Below are 18,144 nucleotides of genomic sequence, written 5' to 3'. Positions count from 1 at the left end.
GAGCCAGATCATGGCCGTCGCGCCCGCGCCCCGCACCCTTCACGACCCGTGTCGTCCCGTGACGTCGCCGTGTCGTCGGGTGGCGATGACGGCGACTCGCGTCAGGTCGTGCTGAGCCCGGGTCGCCGGGACTGTCGGTGGGCGGCGCTAGCGTTCGGCGCGTGGAGTTTCGGACTTTTGCCGATGTCTTCCTGCTGCTCGTGCGGGACGGGCAGGTCCTGCTCGCGCTCAGGGAGAACACCGGGTACGCCGACGGGCTGTGGAACCTGCCCAGCGGCAAGGTCGAGCCCGACGAGGATCTCGCCTCGGCGATGACCCGTGAAGCCAGGGAGGAAATCGGGATGGAGTTGCACACCGAGCAGGTGCGGCTCGCCACCGTCGTGCATCATCGCAATCCCGGGGAGGAGGCTCGGCTCGGGTTCTTCTTCGAGGCCGCGGGCCCGTGGGCGGGCGATCCCGTCAACGCCGAGCCGCACAAATGCGGCGGTATCGGTTGGTATCCGCTGGAATCCTTACCCGCCAACACCGTTCCTTACACCATCACCGGCGTCGACCTCTACCGGCGTGGGCTGCCGTACGGGCCTCACGGGTTTTGGCCACCCCGATAAGATCACGAGCGCGCCCAGCCGGGCCGGGTCCACAGTGGACAGGAGGCCGTCGTGGTGGAAGCTACTGTGACAAGAGAGGCCCCGGCGTCCAGACCGCGGTTCGCCACTACAGCGGTCGGTATCGTCGTCGCGCTCCAGGTCGCGGTGCTCACCGCCCTGTCCGGGCGCTACGGGTTCCATCGCGACGAGCTCTACTTCATCGCCGCGGGCGACCGGCCGGCCTGGGGCTACGTCGACCAGCCGCCGATCACGCCGCTGCTCGCCAAGATCTCCACCACGATCTTCGGCGAGACCCCGATGGGCCTGCGCGTCATCGCCACGCTCATCGGCGCGGCGATGGTCGTCGTGGTCGCGCTCGTCGCGCGAGAGCTCGGCAGCGGCAAGGCCGGGCAGGTCGTCGCGGCGGCGGCCTGCGCGCTGTCGTCGTTCGTGCTGGTGGTGTCGCACATCCTGGCCACCACCACGCTCGACATGCTGCTGTGGGCACTCGTCGGTCTGTTCGCGCTGAAGCTCTTTCGCACGGGCGACGGCAGGTGGTGGCTCGCCATCGGTGCGACGGTCGGCGTGGGCATGGCCAACAAGTGGCTCATCCTCCTGCTGGTGCTCGCGCTCGGCATCGCGCTGCTGATCACCGGCCCGCGCACGGTGTTGGGCACGTGGTGGCTCGCCGCCGGCATCGGCGTCGCGCTCGTGGTCACCGCGCCCATCCTCTTCTGGCAGGCCGCGCACGACTGGCCGCTGCTCACCGTCGCCGGCGGCATCAGCGAGGACGACGGCGGCGAGAACCGAGTCCTGTTCGTACCGATGCAGCTGGTCTACGTCTCGCCGGTGCTCGTGCCCGTCTGGGTCGCGGGCATCGTCCGGCTCTGGCGCGACCCCGAGGTGCGCTGGGCCCGCTCGCTCGCGCTCAGCTACCCCATCCTCTGCGTCGTGATGCTCGTCCTCGGCGGCAAGCCGTACTACGCGGTCCCGCTGCTGGTCCTGCTCACCGCGGCCGGCGCCGAACCGATGCTGCGCTGGGTCGACACCCGGGCCCGCCGCTCGCTCGCCACGGTCCTCGCGGTCCTCGGCGTCGCGATGAACGCCGTCGTCGGGCTCCCGGTCCTGCCGGTCAGCGCCCTCGGCCCGGCCATGGCCATGAACGCCGAGCAGGGCGAGCAGGTCGGCTGGCGCGAGCTCACCCGGACCGTCGCCGGGGTCTGGGAGCGGATCCCCGCCGGCGACCGGGCCACGGCGGTGATCCTCACCAGCAACTACGGCCAGGCCGGTGCCATCGAGGAGTACCGCGGCGACTTCGGCCTGCCCCAGCCGCACTCCGGGCACATGTCCTACGCCGACTGGGGCCCCCCGGCCGACGACATGACCGGCCCGATCGTGCTCGTCGGCGAGATCGACCTGGCCACGACGGGCGACCTCTTCGACGGCTGCGAGCGGGTCACCGAGCACGACAACGGGATGGACGTCGAGAACGAGGAGCAAGGCACCAACGTCGCGCTGTGCACCGGCCCCGCGCGGCCGTGGTCGCGGATCTGGCCGGAGATCAGGCACTTCTACTGAGCATGTCGAGCCCGCCCGGTCGGCGTCGACGTCCCCGGCGACGAGCGGTCCGAGAGGTAGTCTCGGGCCCCGGACGAGGGACAACGACATGACCAGTATCCAGGTCGTCGGCGCACGGGAGAACAACCTCAAGGACGTGTCGCTGGACATCCCGCGGAACAAGATCACCGTGTTCGTCGGGGTGTCCGGCTCGGGGAAGTCCTCGCTCGTGTTCGACACGGTCGCGGTCGAGGCGCAGCGCCAGCTCAACGCCACGTTCGCCTGGTTCATCCGCAACCAGCTGCCGCGGCACGAGCGCCCGCACGTGGACGCCGTGCGAAACCTGACCACGCCGGTGATCGTCGACCAGCGCCCGCTCGGCGGCAACGCGCGTTCCACCGTCGGCACGATCACCGACCTGCACCCGATGCTGCGCGTTCTGTTCGCCCGTTTCGGCACCCCTCGGGCGGCCACACCGTCGCTGTTCTCGTTCAACGACCCGCGCGGGATGTGCCCTTCGTGCGACGGGTTGGGCCGGGCGCTGCGGCCCGACCCTGAGCTGATGCTCGACATGTCGAAGTCACTCGACGAGGGCGCGATCCTCGTGCCCGGCTACCCGGTCGGCAGCCCCGGCTGGCAGGTCTACGCGAACTACGAGCGGCTGAACCCGGCGAAGAAACTGTCCCGCTACACCGCCCGCGAGCTGGACACGCTGCTGCACGGCGGCGAGGGGCACGTCGAGCTGACCTTCAAGAACGGCAAGACGCAGCGGCTCAGGTTCGAGGGCATGGTCACGAACTTCACCCGCCGCCACCTCAACCGCGACACCGGGACCATGAGTGCGAAGACCCGGGAGATGGCCCAGCGGTTCGTCGCCGAGGGCCCGTGCCCGGACTGCCGCGGCGACCGGCTCAACCCCACCGCGCTCGCCACCACGATCGCCGGCCGGTCCATCGCGGACTGGTGCCGGCCGCAGGTCAGCGACCTGGTGGCGCTGCTCGACTCCCTCGACGGCGTCCCGGTCGACGGGGTGCGCGATGCGCTGCGCCGGATCGTCGACATCGGACTCGGCTACCTGAGCCTCGACCGCGCGACGCCGACGCTGTCGGGTGGCGAGGCGCAGCGGCTCAAGCTGGTCAAGCACCTCGGCAGCGACCTCACCGGGATGACGTACTTCTTCGACGAGCCGAGCGTCGGGCTGCACCCGCGGGACGTCGGCCGGCTGAACGACCTGCTGAAGTCGTTGCGGGACAAGGGGAACACCGTGCTCGTGAGCACGACCCGGACGTCGTCCAGATCGCCGACCACGTCGTCGAGCTCGGGCCGCGGGCGGGCGCGGACGGCGGCACGGTCGTGTTCGAGGGGAGCTACCCGAAGCTGCGCAAGGCGGCGACGGTCACCGGTACGGCGCTGCGGCCGCACGTCGCGCGGAAGTCCGTGCACCGCAAGGCATCCGGGAAGCTGCCGATCCGCGAGGCTTCGCTGCACAACCTGCGCGACGTGTCGGTCGACATCCCGGTGGGCGTGCTGACCGTGGTCACCGGCGTCGCGGGGTCCGGCAAGAGCTCGCTGATCGGCGGCGCGTTCCGGGCCGCGTACCCGGACGCGATCTTCGTGGACCAGTCGCCGATCGCGACGTCGTCGCGGTCCACGCCGGCGACCTACCTCGGGATCCTCGACCAGGTGCGCAAGCTGTTCGCGCGCGCCAGCGGGGTGGACGCGGGGCTGTTCAGCTTCAACTCGAAGGGCGCGTGCGAGGAGTGCCAGGGGCGCGGCGTGCTGATCACCGAGCTCGCGTTCATGGACCCGATCACCACCCACTGCGAGTCGTGCGACGGGCGGCGGTTCGCCGAGTCCGTGCTGGCCCACCGGTTGCGCGGCAGGTCGATCGCCGACGTGCTGGAGATGTCGGCCTCGGCGGCGGCCGGGTTCTTCCCCGAGCCCGCCGTGCGCTCCCGGCTGACCGCGCTGCTGGCGACCGGGCTGGGCTACCTGGGCCTCGGTCAGTCGCTGGCGACGCTGTCCGGCGGCGAGCTGCAGCGGCTCAAGCTCGCCGCCCGGCTGGACGCGTCGGGTGAGGTCTACGTGCTGGACGAGCCGACGACCGGGCTGCACCTGTCGGATACGGGGATGCTGCTCGATCTGTTGAACGGCATGGTCGACTGGGGCAACACGGTGGTCGTGATCGAGCACGACCCGGCGGTGATCGAGCAGGCGGACTGGATCATCGACCTGGGCCCGGAGGGCGGCAAGCTCGGCGGGGAGGTCGTGTTCGCCGGGACGCCGGACAACCTGCTGACCGCGGAGAACTCGCTCACCGGGGAGTATCTGCGCCGGTCCCGGTGAGCCTGGCGGCGAGCCAGCCGCCGTCGCGGCGGTAGCGCAGGGCCTTGGCCACCGGCGCGAGCGCGGCGGTGCCGCGGCCGGTCTCGAGGAGCCGCGCACAGGCCCGCCGCGCGCGGTCGCGGACCTCGGGCACCCAGTCGGCGGCCCGCAACGCGAGGACGGGCGGCACGAACAGATGACTCAGCCCGACGAGCCGGTCGACGGCCGCCTCCCGCACCCGCCCGTCGGGATGGCAGGCGACGAGCACGAGCTCGAGCGGCTTGTCCGACAGCTGGTCGGCGACTGAGGCGGACCAGTCGGAGGCGCGGTCCCAGGCGCGGCGGATCGAGCGGTCCAGCGACAGCCACACGCGCGGTTCCGCGTCGGCCAGCAGGCGTTCGGCGCTCGGGACGACGTCCGCGCCGGCGCGGGCGGCGGACAGGAGGAGGACGGCGAGCAGCTCGGTGTCGGTGGTGTGGCCGCGTGCCGCCACCATCGCCGACCAGTGGAGGTCGACGACGGTCGGGACCCGGGGAAGCTCGTCCACGCACCGGATCAGCTCAGGCACGGCCGTCGACCCGGCGCGGGCCGGGCCGATGAGACCGTCCGCCACGTCGGCCGGCCCGGTAGGCGGCGGCCAGCTCGGCGAGCTTGCCGGCCGACCGGCCCCAGCGCTCGCACCTGGTGTCCCTCTGCCAGCAGCCGCAGGGTGATCTCTTTGCCGGTGTTTGCCCGTCGCGCCGATCACGGGGATCATTTCTGCCTCTTTGTCGCTTTTTGCCTGACGTCCAGCTTCCCGGCGCACATCGGGCTTTTCTATGCCAGAGACACGGAGTTCCTTGCTCGTCCGTCCATTGACCGTGGACGGCCCGCCCGAGGTCGACCAAGCTGGGACACGTGAGATCGACGGAGACCGTCACCGACCCGCTCGGCGAGGCGCTGCACTTCCTGCGGCTGACCGGCGCTTTCTGCTGCCGCTCGGAGCTGACCGCGCCTGGGGCCTCTACCTGCACCCGATGCCCGGCTACCTGTGGTTCCACGTGGTCACGTCGGGCCGGTGCCTGTTCGAGGTCGACGGTGCCGAGCCGCGCGCGACTGGCTGCGGCAGGTCGGCGTGACCGTCGCGACGATCGCGGGACGGCTCGGATACCAGTCGGAAGCCGCGTTCAGCCGGGCATTCAAGCGGGTGATCGGCGTGTCCCCCGGCGCCGCCCGACGATGAGCGAGCGGCATCCCAGAACCCGCACAGGGGTCGCGTTGAGTGGGCCGCCGGTGTCTGGACTGACGAGCAGCGGAGCGAGTGAGGAACGAGTGAGTGAGCAGCGCAGGAGGGAAGACACCGGGTGAAGGCCCACTCACCAGCGAGCGAAGCGAGCCAATCCAACACCGTGGGCCGCCGGTGTCTGGACTGACGAGCAGCGCAGCGAGTGAGGAACGAGTGAGTGAGCAGCGCAGGAGGGAAGACACCGGGTGAAGGCCCACTCACCGGCGAGCGGAGCGAGCCGATCCAGCACAGTGGGCCGCCGGTGTCTGGACTGACGAGCAGCGCAGCGAGTGAGGAACGAGTGAGTGAGCAGCGCAGGAGGGAAGACACCGGGTGAAGGCCCACTCACCGGCGAGCGAAGCGAGCCAATGTCACAGAGCGACTACCTGCTGGACAACAAGCGGCGCGAGGCGGGCACCCGGTTCGAGGCACTCGCGGAGCTGTTCGACCCGTGGACGTTCCGGCACTTCGACGACCTCGGCCTGGGTGCGGACTGGCGCTGCTGGGAGGTCGGCGCGGGCGGTCCGTCGGTGCCGGCGGCAATGGCCGCGCGGGTGGGCGCCGGCGGGCGCGTTCTGGCGACGGACATCGACGTGTCGTGGACCGCGCCGGCGGCGGGCGGTGTGCTGGAGGTCCGCCGGCACGACGTCACCCGCGACCCGCGGCCCGGCGAGGAGTTCGACCTGGTGCACGCCCGGCTGGTGCTGGTGCACCTGGCGGACCGGGCCGCGGCCCTGCGCACGATGATCGACGCGCTGCGGCCGGGCGGCTGGCTGATGCTCGAGGACGCCGACCCGGCACTGCAGCCCCTGCTCTGTCCCGACGAGTACGGCGAGCCGCAACGCCTGGCCAACCGGCTGCGCAACGGTTTCCGCGAGCTGCTCGCCGCCCGCGGCGCGGACCTGGCGTACGGCCGCAAGCTGCCCCGCCTGCTGCGGGAGGCAGGCATGGCCGATGTCCGCGCGGACTCCTACTTCCCGATCACGTCCCCGGCGTGTGCGGTCCTCGAGGCAGCCACAGTTGAGCACATCCGCGACCAGCTCCTCGCCGCCGGCCTCGCGACGGAGGTGGAGATCGCCGAGCACCTGGCGAACGTCGCGGCCGGCGAGCTGGACCTCGCCACCGCGCCGATGATCACCGCGTGGGGGCGAAAGCCGTAGTACGTCTGGTTTGACGGACCTGTCAGCGCTCCCGGTGACACTGGGCAACCTCACGCCGGTGTCTCGAGGAGCTCCCATGACCCGATTACCTGGACGTTCACCGTGGCTCGTGGTGGGGCTCGGCTTCGCCGCCATCGTCTTCGACGGGTACGACCTCATCGTTTACGGGTCGGCCGTGCCGGCGCTGCCCGCGGAGCCCGGTTGGGGCCTCACGCCGACCGACATCGGTGCCATCGGCAGCTACGCGCTGCTCGGCATGCTCGTCGGTGCCATCAGCGCCGGCCGGCTCACCGACGTGCTCGGGCGGCGGCGCCTGTTCATCGGCTGCCTCGCCTGGTTCTCGCTCATGATGCTCGGCGTCGCGCTCGCCCCGAACCCCGAGCTCCTCGGCATCTTCCGGTTCCTCGCCGGCCTCGGCTTCGGCGGCATCGCACCCACCGCGATCGCGCTGGTCGTCGAGGTCGCGCCGGCCGCGCGGAAGAACCTGCTCAACGCCGTGATGCTCGCCGGCTTCCCGGTCGGCGGCGTGCTGGCGGCGATCCTCGCCGTGAACCTGCTCGAGCCGTACGGGTTCCGGCTGCTGTTCGGGTTCGGCGTGCTCCCGCTGGTCACACTGGTGCCGCTCGCGATGTGGCTGCTCCCCGAGTCGCCGCAGTTCCAACGGGTGCGAACGCGCGCCACGGACCTCCTCCGCGAGGGCGTCGCGACCTCGGTGCTGCTGTTCGCGGTGGCCAACTTCTGCGGCTTCCTGCTGGTCTTCGGGCTGAACACGTGGCTGCCCCAGCTCATGCGGCTCGCCGGCTACAACCTCGGCTCGGCGCTCGGCTTCCTGCTCGCGCTCAACATCGGCGGCGTCATCGGCGGCCTCGGCGGCTCGGCGCTCGCGGACCGGTTCGGCGGGCGGTGGGTCGCGACGATCCTGTTCGTCGTCGCGGCCGTGTCGCTCGGGCTGATCGCGATCCCGATGCCCGGCGTGCTCGGGTACCTGGTGGTCGCGGTGGCCGGCGCGGCGTCGGTCGGCAACCAGATCGTCGTCTACGGATACGTCGCGACCCACTACCCGGCCGGCTACCGGGCGACCGCACTCGGCCTCACCTCGGGCATCGGCCGGCTCGGCGCCGCGTCCGGACCGCTGATCGGCGGGTTCCTCGTCGCCGCCGGGTTCGGGCTCGGCATGAACGTGGGCGTGTTCGCCGCGGTCTCGGTGGTCGGCGCGGTGGCGTCCGCGCTGGTGCCGAGACTCGCGGTCCGCGCGGCGCCGCCGGTCGAACCCGCGGTGCCGGAACGCCTTCCCGAAGCCGCTTAGTCGGATCGCCGGTCCGGCTGGGCGTGGCTCTCGAGGCTGCCGTCGGTGCCGACGCCGTCGCCGCTGCTCACGTCACTGGGCAGATCCCGGACGGCGTCCCGGTCGACCGGGTCTCGCTGACGGGGCTCGCGCTGAAGGGGCTCGCGGCCGATCGGCTCGCGCTCGCTCGGGTCGAGGTCGTCGTCCCCGCGCCGGGGAAGTCCGTCGTTCACGGTCATGGTGTCTCCTCCTCCGATCGAGAGGGACTACCCAGAGAACGGCGCGCTACGCCCTGCGTTCACCATCGGCCTGGTCAGGCCGGGATGCGGTGTGTCGGCCGCGGGTAGGACGGCTGGAACGCCGCCGGGCCCGGGCCGCTCTCGCTCGACGTGCCGCAAGCGCGGTCGGCCGCGGCGATCGCCTCGACACAGGCGTGGTCCAGGTCAGCCGGCGAGCAGGCCACCCGCAGGTTGAACACCGCGTGCCCCTCGGACGCCGAGGCCGGTCCCGGCAGGTCCACGCCCGGCGACTCACCCGCGCCGGTCAGGCTCGCCTTCGCCATCCCTTCGGCGCTGGTCACGGTCACCTTCGCGTGGCCGACGAGCGCACCGGCCGCCGCCGACCACGCGGACAGCGCCGACAACGCCGCACCCGCCCAGGCCCGGGGCCGCACCGTGCCGCGCACCGCGACCTCGTGGTTGAGCCACGCGAGCTCCGCCTCCGCCGCGGCGTACCGGTCGTAGTCGAGAGCGGCGTCGGGCCGGTCCGGCGCGGCGTCGGCCAGCAGCAGGTCCACCAGGGCGCCGACCTCGCCGGACCGCGCCGAGTACGGCACCACCCGCGCCGCCGGGTTGCGCCTGCCGAGGTCGGCCAGCACGCCGCCGAGCCCCTGGCCGGCGAGGTCGATCTTGTTGACCGCGAGCACGTCGGCCTCGGCAAGCTGGTGGGCGTACAGGTAGCCGGTGTCCGAGTCCTCCCCCGCAGCCCACGAGCGGGCAAACGCCCGGTACCGCAGCGGGTCGACGACCGTCACCAGCGGCGCCACCCGCAGCGCGTCGCCGTGGTGCTCGCGCAGCGGCCGCACGACCGTCGCACGCAGGTCGGTGCAGCTGCCGACGGCCTCGGCCAGCACGACGTCCGCGCCGCCGCCGACCAGCCGCGTCACCACCCCGGCGAGCTCGTCGAAGCGGCAGCAGAAGCAGCCGTCGAGCACCTCGGCCACCGCGTCGGTGACGGTGCGCGCGAGCCGCGTGTCGACCAGGTCGCGCCCCTGGTCGTTGGTGACGATCGCCGGCCGGTGACCGCGGCGGCGCAGCTCCCGCGCGGCGGCCAGCAGCGTGGTGGTCTTGCCGGCCCCGAGGAACCCGCTGACCGGGCACAACGTCGCGCGCATCATGCACCTCCGTGAAATCGATTACCTATCGAGGATGACCTCGAGCGTCGACCCGGCCCGGACCGTCAGCGGCGCGTCGAGCGTGATCTCCACCCGCGCGCCCTCGGCGGTGAACGCCGCCCGCCGCCCGTTGACCCGGACCGAGCGCACCGGCCCGGCCACCTCGAACGCGAGCGTGCGCACCCGCAGGCTCCCGTGCCGCAGCTCGATCGCGCACTCCTGCCGGTCGCCGCGACGCTTCTGCCGGTACAGCCCCCAACCCTCCGCGGTCGTGAACGCGGCCCGGAAGTCCTCGGGGGACAGTCGAGGCGCGAACCCGAGGCGGCCGCGCGGCCCGTGGTACTCGTAGCCGCACGCGGCGAGGTAGACGCCGTAGCTCATCATCGCCCGCGCGTAGTGGTCGCTGCACTCGATCTCGTTGTAGGGGTTGCGTTTCCGCGCATCGTGCCGGTCGTGCACGCCACGGGTGACGGCGAGCGCCTCGGCTACCATCCCCTCGGCGAACAGGTGCGCGGCGAGCTGGTACTCCTGGCCGGTCCACACCTCGTTGAAGTAGCCGACGACCCCGCCCTGGCCGGCCTCGGTCGAGCCGCCGTGCGGCCAGGTGCACATCACCGTGCCGGCCTCGCCCGGCATCGCGTACACCCGCGGTGCCGGGATCCCGGGTGGACGGTAGGACGCGGCGTCGGGCACGAAGTTGTTGCGGAACAAGCTGGTCAGCGCCGTCCGCGCCTTGCCCGCCGGGAACACCCTGGGCAGGCCGAGCTGGTCGGCGTAGGTCTGGCCGTACATCTGGTCGATGTGGCAGCCGCGGTTGGAGTTCGGCGCGGTCGGGTGCGCCGGGTCGACACGCTGGAAGAAGTAGCCGTACTCCTCGCTCCACAGCGCGCTCTCCAGGTACGCCGAGCCGCGCTCGGCGAGCCGGGTGTACCTGGCGGCGTCCGGGTCGGCGCCCAGTTCGGTGGCCATGGCCGCGCCGGCGTGCAGCGTGGCCACGTAGAGCCCGCTGATCCACGGGATCTCGCCCCACCACTGGGCGTCGAGCGTGTTCCACTGCTGCCCTCGAGGATGCCGTCGTCGTCACCGTCCTGGGTGACGACCCACTCGAGTGCCTTGCGCACCGCGGGCCAGACCCGTCGGAGGAACGCGTCGTCCGGGGACATCTGGTGCTCGCGGTAGACGCGCAGGATCGTGCCGCACTGGCCGTCGGCGAACCAGCCCTCGCCGGCCTCGCCGCGGTTGCCGATCTCACCGTTGTCCCGCAGCGCGAGGCCGAGGTCGACGGTTTCGCGGGTGCTCCGTTCGAGTTCGGGGAACAGGCGCGCGACGGCCTGGGCGTAGTTCCAGACGTGGCCGCAGGTGCCGGCGCAGCAGTAGATGCCCTCCCAGGCGTAGAAGCGGCCGTTGTCGAAGCGGTAGCAGGTGTTGGTGGCCACTGTGGACGCACTGGCGAGCGTGCGTTCGAGGAACCAGTGCGGCAGCGTGGAGTCCGCGTACCAGGTGCGCGTCCACTCCTTGGTCTCCGCGGCGAGCCGGTCGAGGTTTCCCGCTACGTACTCGGCGGTCTCTCGCGCGGACGCGAACCTGGTCGCGTAGTGGTGGCGCAGCTCCTGCCCTCCCTGGAGCCAGCCGAACGAAGCCGGCTGCGGCGTGGGGAAGTACCAGGCGAGCACGAACCTGACGGTGCGGGACTGTCCGGGTGGGACGGTCACCCGCACCGTGACGGTGGCCGACTCGCCGCCCTCGGCGGCCACCTCGGCGCCGTCGGCCGCCGCCAGCGCGAACGTGCCGAACTCGGGCAGCCGCTCGATCGGCACCCGGCGCACCGGCCGGTCGCCGAGCACGATCCGGCCGACGTTCACGTGGCCCCAGCCGGCGGCGATCGAGTCGACGACCTCGATCTGCGCCTGCTTGCCGGCCCAGCGGCCGACGTCGATCGACACGGCGGTGAGCGGTTCGATCTCGCGGCCGCGCAGGCTCGCGACCGCCTGCCCGTCCACGACGACGTTCACACAGGTGCGCTCGGGGTGCGCGCCGCCGCCGACCCAGGCGGTGACGTAGCGGCGTTCGACGGTGAACGGATCGCTGGTGAGCTTTCCCTGGTAGGCATCGGGATCGCCGGCGGCACGGAAGTTGTACGAGGTGACGAAGTGGGTGCCGACGACGTTGAGATCGTTGATCTCGCCGAACGGGCGGCGGAAGTCGGGCGGGGTCTCGGCCGGGGTGACCGGCCGGCGCCGAACGCGTCGCCGGTGACGGTCCAGGCGTCGTAGGTGCCCGACGCCCAGTCCTCGACGACGATGTCGGGCCGATCGGTGAAGACGATCGCGTCGCAGTTGACGTGCGCCCACGGGCCTTGGGCGTGGTCGACGATCCTGATCCGCGCGGTCCGCCCCAGGTGGGCGCCGAGGTCGAGCATGGTGGCGATCATGGGTTCGCTGTCGTGGCCGGTGGCGCCGGCGACCACCAGGCCGTCGACGACGACCTCGACGCCGACCTCGCCGGACCTGTTGCCGCCGCCGACGCTCACCGCGACGTAGCGGCGTTCGATGGTGAACTCGCGGCTGGTCAGCGTGCCCTGGTGCCCGTCGGGGTCGGGGTCGCCGATCCGGTGTGAGGTGACGAAGTGCGTGCCGGAGAGGAGGAGGTCGCCGAAGCGGCGCATGTAGCCGGGGATCTCGGCCTGGGTGACGATGCGGAACGCGTCGCCGTCGACCGTCCAGCCGTCGCCGGACTCCCAGTCCTCGAACACGATGTCATGGTCGGCGTCCTCGGTTTCGCGCGCGCCGAACTCGACCCCGGTCGTCCGGCCCTTGCGGAACGGCGTCGCGGTGAGCTCGGTGGGCTGCTGGTCGCGGGTCGTGAGGCAGACGGGGTTGGCACTCGAGCCGACGACCTCGGCCGCGACGGCGCTGCTGGTTCGGTTGCGCAGGGTGAACGAGAGGGTGGTCGCGGGGAGGGTCGAGTCGTCGACGTTCAGCGGGATGAACGGGGAGAACGCCTCGGCGGTCACCTCGAGCGGGCAATCGTTGTCCCGGTACCGGATGGTGCCGACCGGGTACTGGCCGACGAACCGGACGTCGCGGAAGCCGTCCGCGTCGAACGTGCGGCTCTGCCCCTGCGCCCGGATCGTGAACCCCTGCGCGAAGGGCGAGCGGACGGTGAGCGGCTCGGCGTAGTGGGGGCCGCCCGCTGGCGCCACCGAGCGGGAACGTGGCGGGGTTGAGGATGTCCCAGGCCCAGAGCCGCCCGTCGCCCGCGAGGTAGACCTGGCCGCTGCACCCGCCGCCGACCGGCATGCCGATGTGCCGCAGGGCGGCGCCGCTGTACTCGGTGGGCGTGCCGCGGGCTTTCAGGGCACGCACGATGTCGTCGGTGAGGTGCTTGTCCTCCGGGACGCTGACGAGTCCTTGGGGATCGAGCCCGAGGGCGGCGGCCACGGGTGCCGGCGCGGCGAGCACGCCGAGCCCGGCCACACCCATGGCGAGGAACGCCCGTCTGGACTGCCCGTGGCCGCCGCACCCACCACGCTCGCCGCCAGGACAACACTCGGATGCAGTCGTCATTGAGAGCCTCCGGTAATCGATTACCCAACCTCAGCTCAGGCGCCAGGCCATGGCTTGGTCCAGACCCGGTAGCGCCGGGAGCCGTTTGGGGAGGCCGGCGGCGCTCCGGTAGGGTGCCCGGCGGAGGATTCGCATAGTGGCCTAGTGCGCACGATTGGAAATCGTGTTGGGTGTGATAGCCCTCGCGGGTTCAAATCCCGCATCCTCCGCGCTCCGAACAGGCAAAACGCCGGGCAGCCGTGATCATGGACGCCCGGCGTTTCCTGTCTCGAACGGCCGCCCGTCTCAGTTTCCGTCTCAGTTGCCCCCGTCCGTCAGGCCGGTACCGGCACACCGGCCGGCGGGTCGTCCTCTTCGTCGTCGGTCGGGTCGGCCCAGACGAGACCGCCCACCTGGTCCGCGATGGCGGCTAGGAACTCGCTCGGGACGTGCATGTACCGCTTGGCGATCGAGGCGTCAGACCAGCCCATCACCTGCATGACCGCCGGCAGCGGCACCTTCAATACAAGGAGCATCGTCGCGGCCGTGTGCCGAGCGTCGTGCAGTCGCGCGTCCCGCACGTTTGCCTTGCGCAGCAACGCCTTCCACGACTCGTGATCCACGGACGGGTGGACCGGGCCACCGAGTCGGTTGGTGAACACCCAGTCCTCCTCCCGCCACATGTTGGCGGCGTGAGCGCGTTCGAGCGCCTGGCGTTCGCGGTGCCGCTCGATCGCGTGCACCAACTGAGCGGGCATGCCCACCGTCCGGCGGCCGGCCCGGGACTTCACGTCGGTGGTGACCACTCCCCCGCCGTGCCGTTGTGGGCAGTGCGCCCCGTATTTCCGACCGCATGGTTTGGCGTCCGGACAGCCGTGCTGCCAGACGAATTGCTGCACAGCGCGTCGAATGGTCATGGTCGCGGACTTGAGCTGACGGTCTGGGCAGAATTGCGCGGACCCGCCGCGACAGTCGCTGTTCTTGGCGCAGCCGTGCCGCCATTTGACGTCGATATCGGACCATTTCAGCCCGAGGGCTTCACCGCGTCGAAGTCCGAGCGTCAGCGCGACCACGAATCGTGCGCTGTTGCGCACGGTCGCGGCTGTGTCCAGAATCAGCCGCGCTTCCTCCATGGTGAATGGCACGATTTCGTCTTCGTCGACTCGCGGTGGCTTGGCGATTTTTGCGACGTTGGCCACGACACGGTCGCGGCGCATCGCCTCACCGAGCGCGACCCGCAGCGTCCGATGCGCCAGGTGAACGGTCGCGGGTGCGAGACCCTTGCCCCCCTTGTCCTTCGTGAGTTGCAGCTTGGCGTACAGCGTTTCGAGGTGCTCTGGTTGCAGCTTGTTCAGCCGATGTGCACCGATTCCCGGAATCAGGTGGTTGTACACGGATGAACGGTAACCAACCATTGTGGTCCGTCGCACGGAGGGCGCCGCGATGTTCTCAACCCAGTGTCGAAGCCATTTTTCGACTGTCCAGGCGCGTCCGGTTTTCCGAACCTTGCCCGTGTTGCGTTGGTTCTCCAGTTCGCGGACGGCGTCGGTCACTTCAGCTTCAGTCTTGCGTTCGATGTGTCGTCGGTCGGGGCGACCGTCGTCTTTGACGCCTACGGTGACGCGGCCGTGCCATTTCCCGTCACCGCCGAGGTAAATGGATGAGGCACCGTTGGGTGCGCGTGTTCCTTCGGCACGTTTCTTGCGTGGCATTTACGAGTCCTTTCGTGGCTGGTTTTGGGCCCGGTCAGGCTGCGTGTTGGGTGGTGAGGAGTTGTGTGGTGAAGGCGTCCAGGGCGGCGGTTGGGATGCGGCGAAGTCGGCCGACGCGGACGGAGGTCACGTCTCCTGTCTTGATGAGGGCGTACATGCGGGTGCGGCTGATGGAGAGCCGCTCGGCGGCGGCCTCGACGGTGAGCAGGATGCGCGGCGCGTCGGGGTCGGCCGGGTTGGTGGTGGTCATGGGTTCTCCGTTCTTGCCTGCGTGGCCCGGTGTGGTGACGTTCTGTAGCGGCAACGCGGTTTGCTCTGTGGTGGGCGGGGGGAAGGTGTTCCGCAAACCCGCAAACCCGCGAGATGGGCTGTGAGCTGCGGGAATGGTGGCGGGTTTGGGTGGTTGGGTGCGGGTTTGAAACCCGCAAGCCCCGTATGGAGATGCCCCGCCGCTGGTTAAACCCGCAAACCCGCGAGAAACCCGCAGGTTTATGTTTGCTGGTCAGGGTGGGTTTTGCGGGTTTGCGGGTTTGCGGGTTGGAGTTGCGGGGTCGTCGAGCTGGACCCAGTAGGAGCGGGCGTTGGCGTGGGTGTCGGTTGCGCTGCGTAGCACGATGTCGCCGCGCCAGCGTCCGGTTTGGCCGGTGAGGAGCCGGCCGAGCGACTTCACGGTGAGCGGGCGGCCAGACGGTGTGGTGGGGAAGGTGCCGGCCCAGGGGTCGGGCCGGCCGGGTTCGGGGTCGGCGCTGGCACGCAGGTCGCGGGCGGTGATGGGCCGGTCGGCGAAGATGTGGTGCCAGGTGTGCAGGAAATGGGCCCACTCGGCGGCGTCTTCGTCGAGCGCGGCGGCGTCGGTGTGGTTGGCGAGGAAGTCGCCGATGCCGTGGTGGGTGAGGAACCCGCCGAGGTGTTGGGCCCAGCGGGTGAACTGCCGCATCTGCGGTACGGCGGTGCTGGTGGGTGCGCCGTGGCGGCACCAGTCGACCACCAGCACGAGGAGGTGGTGCAGCACGAGGGCCTGGTTGTCCGGGTCCAGGATCCAGGTGTCCAGGTTCGGGATGGAGAACCCCGAGCGGGCTTCGGGTTGGGGGCAGTCGGGGTCGAGGCGGACCCACACGGAGCGGGAGGCCATGTCGCCGCCGACGCGGAGGTTGTTGCCGGTGGCGAGCCAGATGCGGTCGTTGGTGAACGTGGCGGCGGTGTTGGAGCCGAGGCGCCGGTCGGTCCAGGTGCGTTCGGTGATCAACCGGGCGAGGACCGCGGAGTTGATGACGTGGCCCTCGATGAGGTTGTCGAACACCACGGCGCCGACCTGGTCGGCGAGAACGGTGGTGATGGCCTTGCGGAGTTCGTCGTCGGCGTCGGGCCAGGTCAACACCCGCTGCCCGACCAACAGGCCGATACAGCTGGTGAGGATTGTTTTCCCGGAGCCGGGCATGGTCGCATCCACGATCCCGAACGGGACCAGCGCACGCGTGTAGGGCCGGAGCAGCGGGGTGACCAGCAGCGCGAGGTAGTTCGCGCGGTCAGCGTCGCCGCGCCAGGGGAAGTCAGCGAGGAACGTGTCGAGCAGGAACGTGCACGCGGTGTCGACCTGGTCGGGGGTGGGCTGGTCGGGGACGCGGTCCATGCGCATGCGGGTGGTGAGGTAGTAGCCGGTGGCCGGGTCGTAGCCCGGGTCCTGCAACAACGTCCCATCGGGCCGGAGGACGGGGGCGGAGATCAGCCCGCGCAGGGCGGGCAGGCCGGGCCAGTGCCGGTGGGAGAGCACCGCGGAGAGCACCGTCCGGGAGGGGGTCACGGGGACCTCGGTGTGGCCGTCCTTGCCGGCGGCGCGGGACTCGATGACGTTGACGTGCTCGGCGAGCAACGCGGCCAGCCGCGGCGGGGTGCACACGGTCGCGGCCAGCGGCAGCGGCGCGTTGTCGTCCCCGGCGGCGGGGGCGGTGCCGGACACCGGTTCGACCACGAGCAGTTCCCCGTCGCGGACGTAGGTGTCCGGGATGCCCCGCTGGTCGAACAGGGCGGTCAGGGTGCGGATGGCGTCGGGGTCACCGCTGACACGCACCGTCGCGCGACCGTCGTCCCCGACCGGTCGCAACGCGCGGGCCTGTGTGCTGGTCATGGGTGCGCGAGCCCTTCGGTGAGTCCTTCCGCGGCGAAGCCACCGGTGATGGCGGCGTGGATGTCCCGGTCGGTCTGGTCGGCATCCCGGCCCGCGTCGGTGAGCAGGTCCACACCGGTGTCGGGGGTGAGGTGACCGGCGAGGATCACCCGGGCGACACCACGGGCGGCGCCGTAGAGCGTGACCCGCCGCCGGCCTTCCGGTGCGGCCCGCACCGCGGCCAGACACGCGCCGACCAGGTTGTCCGGGTGGCGGATCCGGCCACCACCCGCAGCTGCGGTACCGGCGCTGGACCCGGTGCTGCCGTGGGCGACCCGCCGCCGGGTCACGGCCGGTACCGCAGCTGCGGGTGGTGTGAGCACCGTCGCGGTCAGGAGCGGGGGCATCTCCTCGATACCCCGCCGGTTCGCCCACTCGTACCGACGTCGCGTGACCGGATGCACCGATGGGGGCAGCACGACGTACCCGCCCTCCGCTTTCACATCCACCCCGACCGCCCCGGGCAGCGGCCGGGACAGCACCGGCCGGCCGGGATGGCGGTAGTACAGGTGCCAGCCGTGGTTGCCGGTCGCCACCGCCAGGGTGGGTGTCATCAGCCCGGGGTCGTGGCGGCCACCGTGACCGGGGTCGATATCGATCACCACGACCCCGGCCCCGGCCGGCGCGGCCCCGGCGCGGACGGCGAGCAGCCCATCCGGATGGGCCGTGATCATGGCCTCGATCCGGTCCCCGTCACACGTGGCGGCGTAGAACCCGTGACACGTCAGGTGCCCGCAGGTCTGCGGGTCATGCGCGCCCGGCTCCCCACGCTTCGGACACTCCGGGCAGTTCGCCAACGGCCGCTTCGACCGGCCCAACAAGAACACCGGCCAGCCCAACTCGACGGCGTCCACCGCGGCAGCGAACAGGGCGTCCAGCAGGACGCGACGCGGTGCGGCGCTCATGCTGTCCTCCGTTGCGTCGCGCCCGCCGGCGGGCGCGACGTGTCGTGTCCGCCTCGAGGGTGACGCGACGCGTCGTGCAGGACCTGGCGCGACGCGTCGGCCCGGTCCTGGTGTGACGGGTCCGGCGGGGCGGCCCGGTTGGGCGGGTTGGGGTGGGGTTGGGTGAAGGTGTGCCAGGCGCGGGTGACGGCACCGGAGCCCGGGAACAGGTCGTCCAGGGTGTCGCCGGGTGTGGCGCCGAGCAGGT

Annotated in this window: 14 protein-coding genes, 1 tRNA gene and 2 pseudogenes; 7 read left to right on the top strand and 10 right to left on the bottom strand. The window is 71.3% G+C overall.

Going from position 1 to position 18,144, the window contains the following annotated elements; all coding sequences use genetic code 11:
- Positions 1–161: 161 nt before the first annotated feature.
- The 3 genes and pseudogenes from GEV28_RS18480 to GEV28_RS18470 all read left to right on the top strand — a co-directional run bounded on the left by GEV28_RS18480 (position 162) and on the right by GEV28_RS18470 (position 4,490).
- Positions 162–608, top strand: coding sequence for an NUDIX domain-containing protein (locus GEV28_RS18480; RefSeq protein ID WP_291413333.1), 447 nt, complete (start codon positions 162–164; stop codon positions 606–608).
- Positions 609–659: 51 nt separating this feature from the next.
- Complete coding sequence (locus GEV28_RS18475) at positions 660–2,165, top strand: glycosyltransferase family 39 protein (protein WP_291413332.1); 1,506 nt, start codon at positions 660–662, stop codon at positions 2,163–2,165.
- A gap of 88 nt (positions 2,166–2,253) precedes the next feature.
- Positions 2,254–4,490: pseudogene (locus GEV28_RS18470) on the top strand (ATP-binding cassette domain-containing protein).
- Here the strand turns inward: GEV28_RS18470 and GEV28_RS18465 are convergent.
- Positions 4,459–5,082 carry a hypothetical protein gene (locus GEV28_RS18465; protein WP_291413331.1) on the bottom strand — a complete coding sequence of 208 codons (624 nt, stop codon included), beginning with the start codon at positions 5,080–5,082 and terminating at the stop codon, positions 4,459–4,461. The pseudogene GEV28_RS18470 and the gene GEV28_RS18465 sit on opposite strands and share 32 nt — an antisense overlap.
- A gap of 501 nt (positions 5,083–5,583) precedes the next feature.
- Here GEV28_RS18465 and GEV28_RS18460 point away from each other — a divergent pair.
- The 3 genes from GEV28_RS18460 to GEV28_RS18450 all read left to right on the top strand — a co-directional run bounded on the left by GEV28_RS18460 (position 5,584) and on the right by GEV28_RS18450 (position 8,199).
- Positions 5,584–5,691: an AraC family transcriptional regulator gene (locus tag GEV28_RS18460; RefSeq protein WP_291413330.1), complete on the top strand. Its 108-nt coding sequence runs from the start codon at positions 5,584–5,586 to the stop codon at positions 5,689–5,691.
- Between the two features lie 410 nt (positions 5,692–6,101).
- Positions 6,102–6,893 (top strand): methyltransferase domain-containing protein, encoded by a 792-nt coding sequence (locus tag GEV28_RS18455; RefSeq protein WP_291413329.1) that lies wholly within the window; start codon positions 6,102–6,104, stop codon positions 6,891–6,893.
- A gap of 76 nt (positions 6,894–6,969) precedes the next feature.
- Positions 6,970–8,199: an MFS transporter gene (locus GEV28_RS18450; protein ID WP_291413328.1), complete on the top strand. Its 1,230-nt coding sequence runs from the start codon at positions 6,970–6,972 to the stop codon at positions 8,197–8,199.
- Here GEV28_RS18450 and GEV28_RS18445 read toward each other — a convergent pair.
- The 4 genes and pseudogenes from GEV28_RS18445 to GEV28_RS18430 all read right to left on the bottom strand — a co-directional run bounded on the left by GEV28_RS18445 (position 8,196) and on the right by GEV28_RS18430 (position 12,773).
- On the bottom strand, positions 8,196–8,417 hold the full coding sequence (locus GEV28_RS18445; RefSeq protein ID WP_291413327.1) for a hypothetical protein: 222 nt from the start codon (positions 8,415–8,417) through the stop codon (positions 8,196–8,198). The two genes, GEV28_RS18450 and GEV28_RS18445, sit on opposite strands and share 4 nt — an antisense overlap.
- A 74-nt stretch (positions 8,418–8,491) precedes the next feature.
- A complete protein-coding gene (locus GEV28_RS18440) occupies positions 8,492–9,574 on the bottom strand; it encodes a GTP-binding protein (RefSeq protein WP_291413326.1) in 1,083 nt (360 codons plus the stop codon).
- A gap of 18 nt (positions 9,575–9,592) precedes the next feature.
- Positions 9,593–11,283, bottom strand: a pseudogene (locus GEV28_RS18435) (GH116 family glycosyl hydrolase).
- Between the two features lie 296 nt (positions 11,284–11,579).
- Positions 11,580–12,773 (bottom strand): GH116 family glycosyl-hydrolase, encoded by a 1,194-nt coding sequence (locus GEV28_RS18430; protein ID WP_291413325.1) that lies wholly within the window; start codon positions 12,771–12,773, stop codon positions 11,580–11,582.
- 486 nt (positions 12,774–13,259) lie between these two features.
- Here GEV28_RS18430 and GEV28_RS18425 point away from each other — a divergent pair.
- A tRNA-Ser gene (locus GEV28_RS18425) sits at positions 13,260–13,346 on the top strand.
- A 105-nt stretch (positions 13,347–13,451) separates the two neighbouring features.
- On the opposite strand, the gene GEV28_RS18420 is transcribed toward GEV28_RS18425, so the two are convergent.
- From GEV28_RS18420 to GEV28_RS18400, 5 genes are all read right to left on the bottom strand, one after another.
- A complete protein-coding gene (locus GEV28_RS18420) occupies positions 13,452–14,828 on the bottom strand; it encodes a site-specific integrase (protein WP_291413324.1) in 1,377 nt (458 codons plus the stop codon).
- A 34-nt stretch (positions 14,829–14,862) separates the two neighbouring features.
- On the bottom strand, positions 14,863–15,078 hold the full coding sequence (locus tag GEV28_RS18415) for a helix-turn-helix domain-containing protein (protein WP_291413323.1): 216 nt from the start codon (positions 15,076–15,078) through the stop codon (positions 14,863–14,865).
- Between the two features lie 252 nt (positions 15,079–15,330).
- Positions 15,331–16,953 (bottom strand): hypothetical protein, encoded by a 1,623-nt coding sequence (locus GEV28_RS18410; RefSeq protein ID WP_291413322.1) that lies wholly within the window; start codon positions 16,951–16,953, stop codon positions 15,331–15,333.
- Entirely contained in the window at positions 16,950–17,897 is a 948-nt protein-coding gene (locus GEV28_RS18405) for a bifunctional DNA primase/polymerase (protein WP_291413321.1), read from the bottom strand. The genes GEV28_RS18410 and GEV28_RS18405 overlap by 4 nt, the downstream gene beginning before the upstream one ends.
- Positions 17,894–18,144: hypothetical protein (locus GEV28_RS18400; protein WP_291413320.1), on the bottom strand; the 251-nt coding region annotated here is incomplete at its 5' end. The genes GEV28_RS18405 and GEV28_RS18400, both read right to left, overlap by 4 nt.

Source organism: Actinophytocola sp., assembly GCF_009379765.1.
GTDB lineage: Bacteria > Actinomycetota > Actinomycetes > Mycobacteriales > Pseudonocardiaceae > Actinophytocola.
This window is presented reverse-complemented; position numbering and strand designations above follow the sequence as displayed.